Origin of the sequence: Hyphobacterium lacteum (assembly GCF_036330345.1) — a bacterium.
Taxonomy (GTDB): domain Bacteria; phylum Pseudomonadota; class Alphaproteobacteria; order Caulobacterales; family Maricaulaceae; genus Hyphobacterium; species Hyphobacterium lacteum.
In genome coordinates this window covers 203,696-219,403 of the sequence record NZ_JAZDRP010000004.1, presented here as the reverse complement: position 1 = coordinate 219,403, position 15,708 = coordinate 203,696, and the positions used below count along the sequence as shown (strand labels likewise).

Genomic DNA, 15,708 nt, shown 5'->3' with positions numbered 1-15,708 from the left:
ACATGGCGGCTGAACGCTCGAGAATTGACGCGCTGAAGGCGGCCGCCCGCGAACGCATTGTCGTGCTGGATGGTCCCAAGGGTACCGAAATCCAGCGCCGCGGGCTCACAGAGGCCGACTTTCGCGGCGAGCTGTTTGCCGGTCACAATCAGGACCTCAAGGGCAATAACGATATTCTCAACCTGACCCGGCCGGACGTCATTGGAGCGATTCATCGCGAATATGCCGAGGCTGGCGCCGAGATCATCTCGACCAATTCGTTCAACGCCAATGCGATCAGCCAGGGCGAGTACGGGCTGGCTGATCAGAGTTACGCCATTAACAAGGCGGCGGCATCGATTGCGCGCAAGGTGGCGGATGAATTCTCGGTTGGCGATCAATTGCGCTGGGTGGCTGGCGCGATCGGGCCGACCAATGCCACCCTCTCCATCTCGCCGGATGTAAATCGCCCGGAATTCCGCGCGACAGATTTCGATTCCATGGTGGCGGTTTACACGGAGACGGCGCGTGGCCTTGTCGATGGCGGGGCGGATTATCTGCTGATCGAGACCGTGTTCGACACGCTGAATGCCAAGGCCGCGATTGCAGCGGTCCGCGATCTCGAGGCCGAAACAGGGACATCGATCCCGATGTCATTGTCCATGACGGTGGTAGACCGCTCCGGCCGCAATCTGTCCGGCCAGACAGTCGAGGCCTTCTATGCCTCCATTCGTCATGCCGACCCGCTCAGTGTCGGGCTCAACTGCTCGCTCGGTGCCGAACAGATGCGCACCTATGCGGCGGCGCTCGCCCGCGTGTCGGACACGCTGGTGCACGCCTATCCGAATGCCGGTTTGCCCAATGATCTGGGACAGTATGACGAGCCGCCGGAAACCACGTCGGCTCTGTTACGGGAATGGGCGGAGAATGGCCTTCTGAACATTGTCGGCGGTTGCTGCGGCACCACGCCGGCGCATACGCGCCTGATTGTCCAGGCCGTGAAAGATGTGCCGCCGAGGGCGATTCCTGTTAGCAATCCTGCCATGCGCTTGTCCGGGCTCGAGCCATTCGCTCTGGCCGGATGATGAATTGCTAGCAAAAGGATCATCACATGAAGTTCGCCATCCGCCTGATTATCGCTTTGTTGTTCGCAGCCTTCGCTTACGTGATTTCCAGCATTGTCCTTGGCACATTGATGGGCGCCGGAATTGTCAGCCAGATTATCGCCGGTCTGATCGCCATCGGCTTTTTCCTGATTGCGCTGTTCGGCAAACCGGGTGCGGGCCGCAGCAACCATTTCAACGACAATAATTTCGGCGGTCCCGGCGGTCCCGGACCGACGACATTCAACTGATACGGCGGCGCTGAATGACAGAACGATCCCGAGCCGTTTTCGTAAATATCGGTGAACGCACCAACGTCACCGGTTCGGCGCGCTTCCGCAAACTGATCACCGACGGCGATTATGCAGAGGCCTTGTCGGTTGCGCGCCAGCAGGTCGAGAATGGTGCCCAGATCATCGATATCAATATGGATGAGGGCCTGCTGGATTCGAAAGCGGCCATGCGGACCTTCCTGCGCCTGATTGCGGGCGAGCCGGACATTGCACGCGTCCCGGTAATGATCGACAGCTCCAAATGGGAGGTGATCGAGGAAGGCCTGAAGAATGTTCAGGGCAAGGCCATCGTCAACTCAATCAGTTTGAAAGAGGGCGAGGCGGCGTTTCTCGAGCAGGCCCGCAAGGTCCGGCGCTACGGCGCGGCCGTCGTTGTCATGGCGTTTGACGAAACCGGTCAGGCCGAAACTGCCGACCGCAAGTTCGCGATCTGCCAGCGCGCCTATCGCCTGCTGACCGAACAGGCCGGCATTGATCCGTCAGACATTATTTTTGACCCCAATATCTTTGCCGTCGCGACGGGTATCGCCGAGCACGATGATTACGCCGTGGCCTTCATCGAGGCGACACGCCGGATCCGTTCCGAACTGCCGCACGCGCACGTTTCTGGCGGCGTGTCGAACCTTTCCTTTTCGTTCCGGGGCAATGAGCCCGTACGCCGGGCAATGCACTCGGTTTTCCTCTATCACGCCATCCGCGCCGGACTGGACATGGCCATCGTCAATGCCGGTCAGCTGGACATCTATGATGATATCGAGCCAGAGCTGCGCGAGGCGGTCGAGGATGTCATCCTCAACCGCAAGCCCGGCGCTGCCGATCGCCTGCTGGAGATCGCCGAACGCTTCCGTGATGGCGGTGAGCGCGAGGAAAAAGCCACCGCAGAATGGCGTGGCTGGCCGGTGGAAAAACGCCTGGAACATGCGCTGGTTCACGGCATCACCGATCACATCGACGAGGATACGGAAGAAGCCCGCCTGGCCTTTGACAAGCCGCTGGAGGTGATCGAGGGCCCGCTGATGGACGGGATGAATGTCGTCGGCGACCTCTTTGGCGAGGGCAAGATGTTCCTGCCACAAGTGGTCAAGTCGGCCCGCGTCATGAAGAAGGCCGTGGCCTGGCTATTGCCGCATCTGGAAGAGGAAAAGCGCCGCTCCGGCCTTGAAGGCAAATCCAACGGCAAGATTGTTCTTGCCACGGTGAAAGGCGATGTCCACGACATCGGCAAGAATATTGTCGGCGTTGTCCTGCAATGTAATGGCTATGAGATCATCGATCTCGGCGTCATGGTTCCGGGCTCGGATATTCTCGAAGCGGCGAAACGCGAAGGCGCGGACATTGTCGGCCTGTCCGGACTGATTACCCCGTCACTCGATGAAATGGTCGACGTTGCCAGCGAGATGCAGCGGCTCGGCTTTGACCTGCCGCTTCTCATTGGCGGCGCCACGACCAGCCCGGCGCATACCGCACTGAGGATCGAACCCGCCTATTCCGGCGGCCCCGTCGTCCATGTCAGCGATGCCAGTCGCGCCGTCGGCGTGGTCTCCAAACTGCTGTCGGGCGACCGCGATGTATTTGCCTCGGACAATCGGCAGGCTCTGGCCCGTATCCGCGAGGTTCGTGCCCGTACGGCCAGCGCCCGCGACCGGCTGAGCCTCGAGGCGGCCCGCGAGAAGGCACTGGCCCTGCGTGAAGCTTCTGTACCCGCCCCGCGCCAGCCAGGTGTGACGGTCATCGATGATGTCCGCGTGGCTGACCTCATTCCATATATTGACTGGACCCCCTTCTTCATGAGCTGGGATCTGAAGGGTGTTTATCCGCAAATTCTCGACGATCCGAACCGTGGCGAGGCCGCCCGGAATCTCCTGAAGGATGGACAGGCCATGCTGGAGCGTATCGCTGGCGAAAACTGGCTTGAGCCGCGCGGCGTGGCTGGGCTGTGGCCCGCCAACCGCTCCGGCGATGATATTACCGTCTGGACGGATGAAACGCGTCATGAGCGCCGGGCCACTTTCTTCGGCCTGCGCCAGCAATCAGCCAAGACGAATGACCGTCCGCATCTCTCGATCTCTGATTTCCTCAAGGATGAAGGTGAGGACTGGGTCGGAGGGTTCTGCGTGACGGCGGGTGAAACCGGCGAGCGGATCGAGGCTTTCAAAGCGGAGCAGGACGATTATTCGGCGATCATGTTTGCCGCCCTGGCCGACCGGATCGCCGAGGCCTTGGCGGAGTATCTGCACCAACGCGTCCGCCGGGAAATCTGGGGCTATGCAGCCGATGAAGCGCTCACCAATGAGCAATTGATCAGGGAAGCCTATGCCGGCATTCGCCCGGCGCCCGGCTATCCGTCACAGCCCGATCATACAGAAAAGCAGACCCTGTTTGATCTGTTGGATGCGCCCCGCAATTGCCGGGTCGAGCTGACGGAAACACTCGCCATGACCCCCGCAGCCTCTGTATCCGGCCTCTATCTCGGCCATCCCGACAGCGAATATTTCGTCGTAGGCCGGATCGGCGAGGACCAGGTTGCCGATTATGCCAGGCGCAAGGGCTGGACGCTGCAGCAGGCTGAAAAGGCGCTGGCCCCGATCCTGGGCTATGAGCCCAAAACCGGGGCCGAAAAGAACGCGGCCTAGAAACGGCCCATCTGGTAATCCACCATCGCCTGGCGGACCTCGCCTTCCGTGTTCATCACGAAGGGGCCGCCACGGGCGACCGGTTCACGAAGCTGGCGGGCTGCGATCAACAGCAGGCGGGCGCCGTCATTACCGGCTTCCAGCCGCGTCAGCTCGCCTTCGCCGAGCACTCCCAGCTCGCCGCGATTGACGGCCATGGACGCCTCGCTGCCGGTGCGCGGCAGCAGGATGGACCCGTCATGCACGGCCACGATGGTCGAGTGCCGCGCCGGAAGCGGCTCTTCAAAAACCGCATTCGGCTCGAGATGGATCTCGGCAAAGAAGGGCTGCACGGTGATCTTCTTCACCGGGCCCTCGACACCCGTTGAGGTCTTGCCGGCGACGATCTTTGCGACCACGCCATCACGGACGTCTGACGGTATCTGATCGGCGGTGTATTCCTGATATCCGGCCGGTTTCATCTTCTCGGCTCGCGGAAGATTGATCCACAGCTGGAAACCGGACATCAGCCCGTCTTCCTGTTCCGGCATTTCCGAGTGGACGATGCCGCCGGCAGCCGTCATCCACTGTACGCCGCCAGGCTCGATCACGCCCTCATGGCCCTTGTTGTCCTTGTGACGTAGGCGTCCGGCGAACATGTAGGTCACGGTTTCGAAGCCCCGGTGGGGATGCGGCGGAAAACCGGCAATGTAATCGTCCGGATTCTCGGTATGGAAATTGTCCAGCATCAGGAACGGGTCGATCTGCGGCAGGCGCGGCGTGCCCAGAAGGCGGTTCAGCTTCACACCGGCGCCATCGGTTGCGGCCATACCCGGTTCGAGATGCACGAGCGGTCTGATTGTGGTCATGGCATGTCTCCTTTGGCGGCAGATATGGGGCAGCGGCGGGGCGGCTTCTAGGGAAGCCGTTGAAAACCCCGTTTTTCCATTCCGTCAGTAATGGACGCTGCCGCGGAGCAGGCCTATTCTTCTGCCATCCAGGGGGAAACACCATGTCCAGATCGATCCTGATTTCGTCTGCAAGCTTCATTGCACTGATGGGCTGTGAGGCCGGAGAAATGCAGACAGACCCGGTTCCGGCACCGGGCTCGCAACAGACCGGCATCGAGGACGCCAGTATTGCAGCCGGTCTGACAGGCCGGACATTCGATGTGACCGGCGAATTGTTCGGATACTTCCTGCCCCAGGATGAAATTGCCATCGGCTCCATCGAGCTGGACCATATCTGGGTTGAGCCGGTCTGGCGCGCGGAAGACGGGACGGACTTCCCGCAGGTCGGCCTTGCGTTTGATGATGTGTCCAGCCCCACCGGCATTGGCGAGTTGGGCAATACCTATTACGAAGTCACCTACAGCGTCATGCCGGAAATCTATAGCGTGACGGATACAGGCCTTTCCTTCATCGGGCAGCATGAGCTGCTTGGCGAGATCCGGTTCGAAGGCAGATGGAATCCGGAGCATGTCGCGGAAATGATGGCCGCTAACCCTCAGAATGCAGGTGAAGCTCTGACAGGGGATCTGAAAATCGGTGATGTCATTTTCAATGACGTGACCTTCCAGGGATGGTTGGGCGATTGAGCGAGAGCCGCAAACGCCGTTCCCTGTTCACCATTGGCTGGCGCGAATGGGTTGAATTGCCGGATTTTGACGGCACCCGCATCAAGGCCAAGATTGATACCGGTGCCCGGACGTCGGCTGTCCATGCCTGGAAAATCGAGGCTTTCGAACGGGATGGCGAAAAATGGGTGAGGTTCGAACTTCACCCCAAGCAAAAGAACAATACCCATAGGGTTCCTTGTGAGGCCAGGGTTCTGGACGAGCGCCTGATACGCTCCTCTAACGGGCAGATCACCAGGCGTTATGTCATTCGCACCCGGCTGAAACTGGGTAATCGGACATGGCCGATAGATCTGACACTCTCGCGGCGTGACGAGATGGGCTTTCGTATGCTACTAGGCCGCACCGCGCTGCGGGGACGGACCCTGATCGACGCAGCAGCGTCCTATTTATGCGGGGATTAGACCCGCTGAGCCGTGAATCACTAGCTGCCCTTCTGGATACAATATGCGCTTCGCCCTTCTTTGCCGGAACCCGAAACTCTATTCGCACCAGCGGTTGATCGAGGCCGCCGAGGCCCGTGGCCATGAGGTCGATGTGCTGGATACATTGCGCATCTACATGAATATCACCTCGCACCGGCCGGCCTTGCATTATCAGGGCGAGAAGCTGCCGGACTATGACGCGGTGATTCCGCGGATTGGCGCCTCCATCACCAATTATGGCGCGGCAGTCGTCCGCCAGTTCGAGATGACCGGTGCCTGGACGCTGGCAGAGTCGGTGGCGATCAACCGTTCGCGCGACAAGTTGCGTTCGCTACAATTATTGTCGCGCGCGGGCATTGGTTTGCCGGTCACGGCCTTTGCGCACGATACCGGCCGTATCGATGAAATCCTTGATATGGTGGGTGGTGCACCGGTGGTGATCAAACTGCTGGAAGGCACCCAGGGTGTCGGTGTGGTTCTTGCCGATACCAAGCGCTCGGCGAAATCTGTCATCGAGGCCTTCCGCGGTGCCAAGGTGAATATTCTGGTTCAGGAATTCATCAAGGAGGCCGGTGGAGCCGATATCCGGACGATCGTTGTCGGCGGCAAGGTGGTGGCCGCGATGAAGCGTCAGGGCGCGGAAGGCGAGTTCCGCTCCAATATTCACCGGGGTGGCGGCGCCTCGAAGGTGAAAATTACCCCGGAAGAGCGGGCTACCGCCGTGCGCGCTGCAAAGATCATGGGACTGCATGTCTGCGGTGTAGACATGCTGCGATCCAATCACGGCCCGGTCGTGATGGAGGTGAATTCCTCCCCGGGCCTTGAAGGCATCGAGGGCGCAACAGGCTTCGATGTTGCCGGGAAAATCATCGATTTCATCGAGAAGACAGCAACACCGGGCAAGACCAGGACAAAGGGCAAGGGGTGACACGCAAACCGTTTGCGATGGCCGGGCATACGATCCAGCCCGGTAAAAGCGCGATCATTGATGTTCCGGTCTCGGTTCTCTCCGACCACACGCCCATGACCATGGCGGCCCATGTGCTGCACGGAAAACTGGACGGACCAACGGTCTTCGTCTCCGGCGCCATTCACGGTGACGAGATCATCGGCGTCGAGATTGTCCGGCGGCTGATCCGCGCGCCCCAGATGAAAGGCCTGAAAGGCACGCTGATCTGTGTGCCGATCGTCAATGCCTACGGCTTTATCAATCACTCGCGATATCTGCCAGACCGCCGCGATCTTAACCGGTCTTTCCCGGGCGCAACAAAGGGCTCGCTGGCAGCCCGCCTGGCCAAGATTTTCATGACCGAGATCGTCTCGCGCTGCGATGTCGGCATCGATCTGCACTCGGCGGCTGAACACCGCGTCAATCTCCCCCAGATCCGCATTGATGGCGGCTCCAGGAAGGCGATGGAACTGGCACAGGCCTTTGCGCCTCCGGTCATTATCGTTTCCAAGCTGCGCGATGGATCCCTGCGGCAGGCGGCCCGTGATCTGGGCAAGGATGTGCTGGTCTATGAGTGCGGTGAAGCGCTGCGTTTTGACGAAACAGCTTTGCGGATTGGTGTCACCGGCGTTCTGCGGGTTTTGCGCAAGCTGGGCATGCTGAATCAGGACCGGCGCATCAGAACGCCGCTCAAGCCCGATGTCAGCCAGTCGAGCGAGTGGATGCGCGCGCCCATGGGCGGCGTGCTGCGGGCCTACAAGACGATCGGCGCCTGGGTCGAGGAAGATGAGGTGATCGCCGCCCTGTCCGATCCGCTGGGCCAGCAGGAAGTCGAGGTCAAGTCACCGGCGACCGGGCTGATCATCGGCCGCACCATGCTGCCCATCGTCAATGAAGGCGACGCGCTGTTTCACATCGCCGAAATTCTCAAGCCACTCACCGAGGATGGTCATACCGAGCTGGAACAGGCCTTCGAAGGCCATCCGCTCTTTGACGAGGATGAAATTCTCTAGGCAGAAAAGAAAACCGCCCGCGAAACGGGGCAGCGTTCGCGGGCGGCAATTCAGAGCGGGCCTATGGGACAGGGAAGGGGCGGCCGCGCTCCTGTTTTCAATGATCTGCCTCTAGTGTGTGCCGGGCATGATCACTTCATTGATGACGTGAATGACGCCATTGGATGCATCGACGTCTGCATTAATGACAGTCGCCCCGTCGATCATCACTGATCCGTGGGTGGCATCGACGTCGATCGTGTCTCCCTGGACAGATGCAACGGACAGGCGCTGCCCCTGAAGGTCGCCGGCGAAATACTCACCCGGAACAACGTGATAGGTCAGGATCGAGACCAGCTGTTCGCGGTTTTCCGGTTCCAGCAGCGAAGCAATCGTATCCTCGCCGAGGGCCGCGAAGGCCTCATCGGTCGGGGCGAACACTGTGAACGGCCCATCGCCTCGCAGAACATCAACCAACCCGGCGGCCTGCACCGCGGCAACCAGCGTATTGAAAGAGCCGGCACTGATCGCCGTATCGACAATGTCGCTCTGCATGGCGGCATGAGAACCATGGCCGTCCATCATCTTGACCTTGATCGCGCCCAGATCGGCATCATGGGCCAGGGCCGGTGCTGCAAGGGCAGCCGTGGCGGCGAGAGAGAAGAGAATTTTACGCATGTGTTGCGCTCCTGAGTTTGGGGGGACGGGACGGAGGATGCCGCCCGTCTTCCGCCGCACTCCTGCGACGGACAGCAGGGTTTACGGGCGCAGTCCGGCAGCAGATTGCTGAATTAAACATGTTTAATTTTAGGGATTTAGGTATGGAAAATGGGGTTATTACGCCCTAACCGGAAACCCGGCCTACACGGTTGACCAGTTGTGCAAGCGCCCTTGCCGGCAAAGTGTTCAGAGGCCTGTTCGGCCCGCAGCTCTACTTTGCCCTCTCCAGATAGGCTCCGCCGCCCGGTGTTTGGATTTCGACGCAATCGCCGGGCTCGACTGAAATCGCAAAAAGCCCGTCCAGCGGCTCGACCGTTCCGTCCGCTCTGATAACCCGTTGCTCGCCGGTCTTGCCATCACCGCCGCCGGCCAGACCCTTTGGCGGCTCTTTCCGGTGCGAAGACAACAGCGCCACGTCCATGGGCTCAAGAAACTGCAGGCGGCGTATTGAACCGTCGCCGCCATAAAATGCTCCATCGCCTCCAGACCCTTCCCGGACCCGGTGTGCCACAAGCCGGACCGGATAGCGCCGCTCCAGCACTTCCGGGTCCGTCATTCGGGAATTGGTCATATGGGTGTGGATGGCATCGGTGCCGGCAAACGCCCGTCCGTCCGGCCCGTATCCGGCGCCGGATCCGCCGCAGATCGTTTCGTAATACTGATGGCGCGCATTGCCGAAGGTCAGATTGTTCATGGTGCCCTGAGCAGCCGCCATACGGCCTGTTGCTGCAAACAGGGCATCGACCACCATCTGGCTGGTTTCGACATTTCCGGCAACAACGGCAGCGGGCGGTTTCGGGTTGAGCAGGCAGCCTTCGGGGATGATTAGCTCAATCGGTTTGAGGCAGCCTTCATTTAGCGGGATCTGGTCGCCCACCAGGCAGCGGAAGACATACAGGACAGCTGCTCTCGCAACGCTGGACGGGGCATTGAAATTCGAGTTCAGCTGCGCGCTGGTGCCGGTGAAATCGACGATTGCCGACCGGTTTTCCCGATCGACACGAACCGCCACCCTGATCTCGGCACCGCAATCCATTCGGATACCGGCCTCACCATCCTTCAGCGCATCGATGACACGCCGAACCGCCCGTTCGGCATTATCCTGCACATGACCCATATAGGCCCGCACCACGTCCAGCCCGTGATCATCGACCATGCGTTTCAACTCGGCGCTGCCGCGGGCACAGGCTGCCAGCTGGGCCTTGAGGTCAGCAATGTTCTGCGCCGGGTTTCGCGCCGGGTAGGGGCCGGATTCCAGGATGGCTTCCACCGTCTCGGTCAGGAAGCGCCCGCCGCGCATGATCAGTGCATTGTTGAAGGAAACGCCTTCCTCCTCGATCGAGGTGGAGAAGGGCGGCATGGAGCCCGGTGCGATGCCGCCAACATCGGCATGATGTCCGCGAGCCGCAACATAGAAGAGATGCTCCCCGGAGGCATCGTGGACCGGAACGACCACGGTGATATCCGGCAGATGGGTTCCGCCGTCATAGGGGGCGTTCACTGCGACCGCATCGCCCGGACCTAGGTCTGGATTGGCAGCGACGGCGGAGCGGACACTGGCGGACATAGAGCCGAGGTGGACCGGCATGTGCGGAGCATTGGCCACCAGACCACCGTCCGCGTCAAAGACCGCGCATGAGAAGTCCAGCCGCTCCTTCATGTTCACGGAGTGTGCGGTGCGTTCGAGCGCAACTCCCATCTGTTCGGCCACCGACATGAACCGCTTGTTGAACAGTTCCAGCCGGATCGGGTCCAGATCGGTTGAAAGGCTCTCTTTTGCGGCCTCTCCCTGACGTTCCAGAACCAGCATGCCGTCGTCCAGGCGGCGGGCATTCCAGCCGCGTTCAACGACAACTGTTGAATGGGGCTCGACAAACAGAAGCGGACCGCTAAGCTTATGACTTGATTCAAGTTTTTCGAGTTCAAAAACCGGCCAATCGTGCCAGTTTCCGTTTTCGAAAACACGAGTCATATCAACAGGGTCCAGCCCTTTTTTCGTGTTCTGAGTCGGGATGTGCCAGTGTTCGGCGCCGTCCGGTGTCGCTTCTGCCTCCACCGAAATCGATTCAATGATCAGATCGGCGCCCGCATCCGGGCGAAAGCCGAAAAGCTGTTCATGTCTTGAATCAAATTCCTCGCGGAGTCGCTTGATTTCCTGACGTGCAAGCGCGATAGCTGTGTCCGACCCGGCAACCCGCAGCCGGATCTCTTCGGTGACACGTATTTTGCCATTGGCAACACCCTGGCTCGCGAGGTCCGCTTTTGCGTCAGCACAGAGGCTCTCGAATAGAGGCGAAACCTGATCCAGACCCCTGGAAAGACTGGTCTCCACCGCTGCTTCCCGCGTCACGCGCAAATCCGCCAACCCGATGCCCAGAGCAGACAAAAGTCCGGCAAAAGGGTGGATCAGCACGGTTTTCATGCCGATCGCATCGGCCACCTTGCAGGCATGCTGTGCGCCCGCTCCGCCGAAGGAGGCCAGCGCATAGCGGGCAGGGTCCACGCCTTCACCAATCGAGATCTGCTTGATGGCCTGCGCCATGTTCTCGACTGCGACCGACAGGAAGCCTTCTGCCGCCGCTTCCGCTGATGGCAATCCCATGGACCGGGCCAGAGTGCCGAGCGCTTCACGGCTGGCCGCAGCGTTGAGTTTCGAGCGGCCATCCTCGCCAAACGAGTCCGGGAACCAGTCCGGCTGAATACGGCCGAGGACGATATTGGCATCGGTCACGGCTGCCGGTCCGCTGCGGCCATAGCCTGCCGGTCCGGGCATGGCGCCGGCACTGTCAGGTCCGACCCGCGCCCGCTCACCATCAAAAAACAGAACGGATCCACCGCCCGCTGCGACGGTGTGAACGGCCAGCATGGGCGCACGCAACTTCTGACCGGCGATGACAGCCTCGCCGACCTTGGCGTATTGCTCACCGTCAAAGCGCGACACATCCGTTGAAGTCCCGCCCATGTCGAAACCGATGACACGGGGATAGCCGGCCGCTTTGGCGGTCTTCGCCATGCCGGCGACACCGCCAGCGGGCCCGGAAAGCACGGCATGGCGGGCAGCGAACTGGTCAGCGGCGGTGAGGCCGCCGGAGGATTGCATGAAATAGAGCGGCGCGCCGTCCAGCCGATTGGCTACGCGCCCGGCATAGTCTTTCAGTACTGGCGTCAGATAGGCATCCAGCACGGTGGTCGAGGCGCGCGGTACGATCTTGATCAGCGGGCTGGCATCATTCGAACAGACTACCGTCCGGAATCCGGCCTTCTCAGCAAGGCGGGCAACAGTCTGCTCGTGAACGGGACTAGCATAGGCATGCATAAGCGCGATGGCGCAGGTAGAACACCCCGCCGCCTTCGCCGCCGTCAGAGCCTCGGTGATGGCAGCCTCGTTCAGAGGATCCAGTTCTTCCCCGCCGGGGCCAATCCGGCCGGAAATCCCTATGACCGTGTCATGCAGCGGGAGAGGCCGATCAATCGCCATGGCGAAGATATCCGACCTCGTCTGATCACCGATGATCAGCAAATCCTCGAGACCTTCATTGACGACGAAACAGGTGCGTTCGCCCTTGCGCTCCAGCAGGGCATTGGTCGCCACGGTCGTGCCCATTTTTACGGCATTGATCCGGGCGGCCGGCAGAGGATCGCCAGGTTCGACGCCCAGCATTCGTCTCACCCCTTCCGATGCGGCATCTGGATAATCGGGACTCTCCGAGAGCAATTTCATTGCCCTTAAAGCCCCGTCAGGTTGGCGCGCAATGACGTCCGTGAACGTGCCGCCGCGGTCGATCCAGAACTCCCAGGTGCCTGACACGCCTTCTAATCCCCGCAGTGCAGCGTTACATGGAGCGCGGAGACTAGACTCATGGGCTTCTGGCGCAAGCTGACAGACTTCATAACGGGACAGCCGGATCCGTTTGACTGCGAGGTCGCCGAGTGCGGCCCCGGGCACCGTGTCGATGATGCCGATTTCGCCATGGCGCTGATCGGCCTGGGCGCCAAGATGGCCAAGGCCGATGGCGTTGTGACGCGTGATGAGATCACCGCATTCCAGCAGGTCTTCAAGGCCCCACCGGAAGGCGCGGATGTGATCGCCCGGGCTTTCAATCTCGCCAAGGAGACCACGCTCGGTTTCGACGGTTATGCCCGCCGCCTCGCGCGCCGTTTCCGAGCGCATCCGGCGGTGCTGGAAGATGTGCTCGACGGTCTGTTCCACATCGCCAAGGCCGACGGTGTGGTTACTGACGACGAGTTCACCTATCTCGAATCGGTGGCCGAGATTTTCGGGTTTTCTCCGCTGGAGTTCCGACGCATGCGGATGTCGCACGGTCTGGTGGACGCCAATGATCCCTACGTCATTCTGGGAATTGATCCGGATGTGACCGATCACGAATTGCGACAGGCGTATCGGAGAATGGCAGCCCGCAATCATCCCGATGCGCTGATTGCACGCGGTGTTCCGGTTGAATTACAACGGCTTGCCGTTGAAAAAATGGCCGTGATCAATGCTGCCTATGCGGAGATACGGGACGAGAGGGCCGCTCAATCCCTCTGAATTAATCCCGGCAGGTCATTGACGAACGGCGCGCTGGCCCCAAAATTGTAACCGAAGCGTTAATTCGCCTCGTGTGTGCCGAAAGGGCCAGATATGAGCCAGACCCAGACTTTCCGTTTCCCGCATACGGCCGGCAACTGGCTGCGTGCGCTGATCGCGGCCGTTCTCGCCGTCGCTTTTTTCGGACTGGTCCTCATGTTTGCGGCCATCTTTGCTGCTGCAGCCCTCGTGGTGATCGGCGCGGCGATGCTGGCCGGTGGTGCCTGGTGGCTCTGGCGCAAGGTTCGTGGCCGCAAGACGGGCAGCGCGCAGGACGATATCACCGTGCTCGTCGCCCATCGCGGGCCGTCCGGTTGGACGGTGGATGGCGAAGACCAGCCGCGCCGCTGATTTCGTAACAGTCTGTCACTTGGCGATTTCCCGTGAGCGGTTTACGCCGCTTGCATGTCACCGCGCGACTTCCTTGCCTTCATGCTTGTCTGCCTCTTCTGGGGGCTGAATTTCGTTGTCGCGAAGTTTGCGGTGACCGGAGCCCCGGGGTGGGTGCCGGGCTTTGACGGTGTTCCGCCAATCGGGTTCGCCTTTCTGAGGTTCGCGTTTCTGGCGCTTTTGCTCATACCGTTCCTGAGGCCATGGCCAAAACAATGGGGCCGGCTGGCCGGTGTCGCCCTGGGTATGGGTGCAGCCCAATATGTTTTCATTTTCATTGGCTTGCAAACGGCGACGCCGTCCGCGATGGCGCTGGTCCTGCAAAGTGGTGTTCCGATAGTGACCATCCTGTCCGTGGTCTGGTTGAAGGAGCGTATAGGCTGGGCGCGCGGGGCGGGCACTGTTCTGGCCCTGCTGGGGGTGGTGATCGTGATCGCCAATCCGGCCGAAATGACCCTGTCTGTAGGGCTGCTGTACGGGTTGGCGGCGGCCTTTGTTGCTTCCGTGGCCATGATCCTGATCCGTAGCATCGACATGAAGCCCATGCAGCTACAGGCGTGGATCGGCCTGATGTCCTCGCCGGTCTTGTTGCTGGGTACAGCGCTCCTGGAAACCGGCCAGACGCAAAGCGTCATCGCAGGCGGGTGGATGTTCTTCGCGGCTCTGGTGTTCACCGTCGTTCTGGTCAATGTCTATGGCCACGGCGTTTTCTATTATGTGCTGCAGAAATACGAGACGACGCTGGTCGCGCCTCTGACATTGATGGCGCCGCTGATCGGTGTGGCGTCCGGCGTGCTGATCACCGGGGATCATTTCGGCCCGACACTGGTGATCGGCGGATTGATGACGCTGGCCGGCGCCGGTATCGTGGCGTCCAGGCCTAACAGGGAACTGCCCAAGGCTCCGCTGGTCCGCGAGGAATCGCTTTGACTGTCATCCATGCGCCTTCGCCGAATTTCAATGAACGCGCCAAGCCGGTCAGCCTGATTGTCCTGCACTATACCGGCATGGAAAGCGGTGAGGCCGCGCTCCAGCGCATGTGCGATTCCGAAGCCAAGGTCTCGGCCCATTACATGATCGAGGAAGATGGCCGGATTTTCCAGCTGGTCGAAGAGAGCAAGCGTGCCTGGCATGCCGGCGTGTCGGAATGGGCCGGCGAGACCGATATCAACGCGGTTTCCATCGGCATCGAGATCGTCAATGGTGGCCATGATTTCGGGTTGCCGGATTATCCCCAAGCCCAGATCGACGTCATTATTTCGCTAACGAAACAATTGATGGTTCGTCACAATATCCCGGCGCACCGCGTGGTCGGGCACTCCGATATTGCACCCGGCCGAAAGCAGGATCCTGGCGAGAAATTTCCCTGGAACCAGCTGTCTGAAGCCGGCTGTGCGATCTTTCCGAAAGTGGCCGTAGAACCCGGTGATATCCGGGTGGGCCTTTCACAAATCGGATATGGATTTTCGGCTGGCGAGCCTGCCGTGATCGAGGCTTTCCAGCGCCGCTTCCGGCCTGCCAAAGTGGACGGCATTCTGGATGACGAGACGGCCAGCCTGATCTCGGCGGTCGCGGCGCTTACGCCGAAATCTTGACCTTCCGCCCTAAAACAACGACATAGGCGCCGGTCAGGCGGCCGGGCGGCCGCTCTTGCGTGGCCCGAAAGGGTGCAAGGGAGGAAAGTCCGGGCTCCGGAAAGGCAAGGTGCCGGGTAACGCCCGGCGGGGGTGACCCCAGGGATAGCGCCACAGAGAACAGACCGCCGGCTTTTGCCGGTAAGGGTGAAACGGTGCGGTAAGAGCGCACCGCCCCGACCGCAAGGAAGGGGGCACGGCAAGCCCCACCTGGAGCAAGACCGAATAGGGATGGGAGTGGCTTCGCGCCACACGCACGCCTTGCTGCGCCATCCGGGTAGGTCGCGTCAGGCCCGCTGCAAGGCGGGTCGCAGAGGAATGGTCGCCGCGTTCTTTCCGTTGCGGAAAGAATGGCACAGAACCCGGCTTACAGGCCGCCTGACCCTT

Annotated in this window: 14 protein-coding genes and 1 other RNA gene; 12 read left to right on the top strand and 3 right to left on the bottom strand. The window is 60.8% G+C overall.

Annotated features, from left to right (window positions below):
• Positions 1-2: 2 nt before the first annotated feature.
• The 3 genes from V0U79_RS08195 to metH are packed head-to-tail and all read left to right on the top strand — an operon-like array spanning position 3 to position 4,008.
• Positions 3-1,064, top strand: a complete 1,062-nt coding sequence (locus tag V0U79_RS08195) for a homocysteine S-methyltransferase family protein (protein WP_330199007.1) — start codon at positions 3-5, stop codon at positions 1,062-1,064.
• 26 nt (positions 1,065-1,090) lie between these two features.
• Positions 1,091-1,333, top strand: a complete 243-nt coding sequence (locus V0U79_RS08190; protein ID WP_330199006.1) for a hypothetical protein — start codon at positions 1,091-1,093, stop codon at positions 1,331-1,333.
• 14 nt (positions 1,334-1,347) lie between these two features.
• Positions 1,348-4,008 (top strand): methionine synthase, encoded by a 2,661-nt coding sequence (gene metH, locus V0U79_RS08185; protein WP_330199005.1) that lies wholly within the window; start codon positions 1,348-1,350, stop codon positions 4,006-4,008.
• Here the strand turns inward: metH and V0U79_RS08180 are convergent.
• A complete protein-coding gene (locus V0U79_RS08180; RefSeq protein ID WP_330199004.1) occupies positions 4,005-4,856 on the bottom strand; it encodes a pirin family protein in 852 nt (283 codons plus the stop codon). The genes metH and V0U79_RS08180 overlap by 4 nt on opposite strands.
• 143 nt (positions 4,857-4,999) lie before the next feature.
• On the opposite strand from V0U79_RS08180, the gene V0U79_RS08175 reads away from it, so the two are divergent.
• The 4 genes from V0U79_RS08175 to V0U79_RS08160 are packed head-to-tail and all read left to right on the top strand — an operon-like array spanning position 5,000 to position 8,010.
• Positions 5,000-5,584: a hypothetical protein gene (locus V0U79_RS08175; protein WP_330199003.1), complete on the top strand. Its 585-nt coding sequence runs from the start codon at positions 5,000-5,002 to the stop codon at positions 5,582-5,584.
• Complete coding sequence (locus V0U79_RS08170) at positions 5,581-6,027, top strand: ATP-dependent zinc protease family protein (protein WP_330199002.1); 447 nt, start codon at positions 5,581-5,583, stop codon at positions 6,025-6,027. Before V0U79_RS08175 ends, V0U79_RS08170 begins: the two co-directional genes overlap by 4 nt.
• A 43-nt stretch (positions 6,028-6,070) precedes the next feature.
• Positions 6,071-6,976 carry a 30S ribosomal protein S6--L-glutamate ligase gene (gene rimK / locus V0U79_RS08165; RefSeq protein ID WP_330199001.1) on the top strand — a complete coding sequence of 302 codons (906 nt, stop codon included), beginning with the start codon at positions 6,071-6,073 and terminating at the stop codon, positions 6,974-6,976.
• The gene (locus V0U79_RS08160) at positions 6,973-8,010 is read left to right on the top strand and encodes a succinylglutamate desuccinylase/aspartoacylase family protein (protein WP_330199000.1); all 1,038 of its coding nucleotides are present in this window, start codon (positions 6,973-6,975) and stop codon (positions 8,008-8,010) included. Before rimK ends, V0U79_RS08160 begins: the two co-directional genes overlap by 4 nt.
• Before the next feature lie 111 nt (positions 8,011-8,121).
• Here the strand turns inward: V0U79_RS08160 and V0U79_RS08155 are convergent, their stop codons facing one another.
• A complete protein-coding gene (locus tag V0U79_RS08155) occupies positions 8,122-8,667 on the bottom strand; it encodes a fasciclin domain-containing protein (protein WP_330198999.1) in 546 nt (181 codons plus the stop codon).
• A gap of 253 nt (positions 8,668-8,920) precedes the next feature.
• Positions 8,921-12,517 carry a hydantoinase B/oxoprolinase family protein gene (locus V0U79_RS08150; RefSeq protein WP_330198998.1) on the bottom strand — a complete coding sequence of 1,199 codons (3,597 nt, stop codon included), beginning with the start codon at positions 12,515-12,517 and terminating at the stop codon, positions 8,921-8,923.
• A 51-nt stretch (positions 12,518-12,568) separates the two neighbouring features.
• On the opposite strand from V0U79_RS08150, the gene V0U79_RS08145 reads away from it, so the two are divergent.
• From V0U79_RS08145 to rnpB, 5 genes are all read left to right on the top strand, one after another.
• Positions 12,569-13,258 carry a TerB family tellurite resistance protein gene (locus tag V0U79_RS08145; protein ID WP_330198997.1) on the top strand — a complete coding sequence of 230 codons (690 nt, stop codon included), beginning with the start codon at positions 12,569-12,571 and terminating at the stop codon, positions 13,256-13,258.
• A 93-nt stretch (positions 13,259-13,351) separates the two neighbouring features.
• Positions 13,352-13,648, top strand: coding sequence for a hypothetical protein (locus V0U79_RS08140; RefSeq protein ID WP_330198996.1), 297 nt, complete (start codon positions 13,352-13,354; stop codon positions 13,646-13,648).
• A 54-nt stretch (positions 13,649-13,702) separates the two neighbouring features.
• Complete coding sequence (locus tag V0U79_RS08135; protein WP_330198995.1) at positions 13,703-14,617, top strand: DMT family transporter; 915 nt, start codon at positions 13,703-13,705, stop codon at positions 14,615-14,617.
• Positions 14,614-15,282 (top strand): N-acetylmuramoyl-L-alanine amidase, encoded by a 669-nt coding sequence (locus tag V0U79_RS08130; RefSeq protein WP_330198994.1) that lies wholly within the window; start codon positions 14,614-14,616, stop codon positions 15,280-15,282. Before V0U79_RS08135 ends, V0U79_RS08130 begins: the two co-directional genes overlap by 4 nt.
• Positions 15,283-15,315: 33 nt before the next feature.
• An RNA gene (rnpB, locus tag V0U79_RS08125) (RNase P RNA component class A) lies at positions 15,316-15,707 on the top strand.
• The last annotated feature ends 1 nt before the right edge of the window (position 15,708 follow it).

Excerpts from the sequence above, each read along its gene's own strand:
- V0U79_RS08175 (WP_330199003.1), top strand. The coding sequence starts at position 5,000 with ATGTCCAGATCGATCCTGATTTCGTCTGCAAGCTTCATTGCACTGATG.
- V0U79_RS08140 (WP_330198996.1), top strand. The coding sequence starts at position 13,352 with ATGAGCCAGACCCAGACTTTCCGTTTCCCGCATACGGCCGGCAACTGG.
- V0U79_RS08135 (WP_330198995.1), top strand. The coding sequence starts at position 13,703 with ATGTCACCGCGCGACTTCCTTGCCTTCATGCTTGTCTGCCTCTTCTGG.
- rimK (WP_330199001.1), top strand. The coding sequence starts at position 6,071 with ATGCGCTTCGCCCTTCTTTGCCGGAACCCGAAACTCTATTCGCACCAG.
- V0U79_RS08155 (WP_330198999.1), bottom strand. The coding sequence starts at position 8,667 with ATGCGTAAAATTCTCTTCTCTCTCGCCGCCACGGCTGCCCTTGCAGCA.
- V0U79_RS08145 (WP_330198997.1), top strand. The coding sequence starts at position 12,569 with ATGGGCTTCTGGCGCAAGCTGACAGACTTCATAACGGGACAGCCGGAT.
- metH (WP_330199005.1), top strand. The coding sequence starts at position 1,348 with ATGACAGAACGATCCCGAGCCGTTTTCGTAAATATCGGTGAACGCACC.
- V0U79_RS08190 (WP_330199006.1), top strand. The coding sequence starts at position 1,091 with ATGAAGTTCGCCATCCGCCTGATTATCGCTTTGTTGTTCGCAGCCTTC.
- V0U79_RS08180 (WP_330199004.1), bottom strand. The coding sequence starts at position 4,856 with ATGACCACAATCAGACCGCTCGTGCATCTCGAACCGGGTATGGCCGCA.
- V0U79_RS08195 (WP_330199007.1), top strand. The coding sequence starts at position 3 with ATGGCGGCTGAACGCTCGAGAATTGACGCGCTGAAGGCGGCCGCCCGC.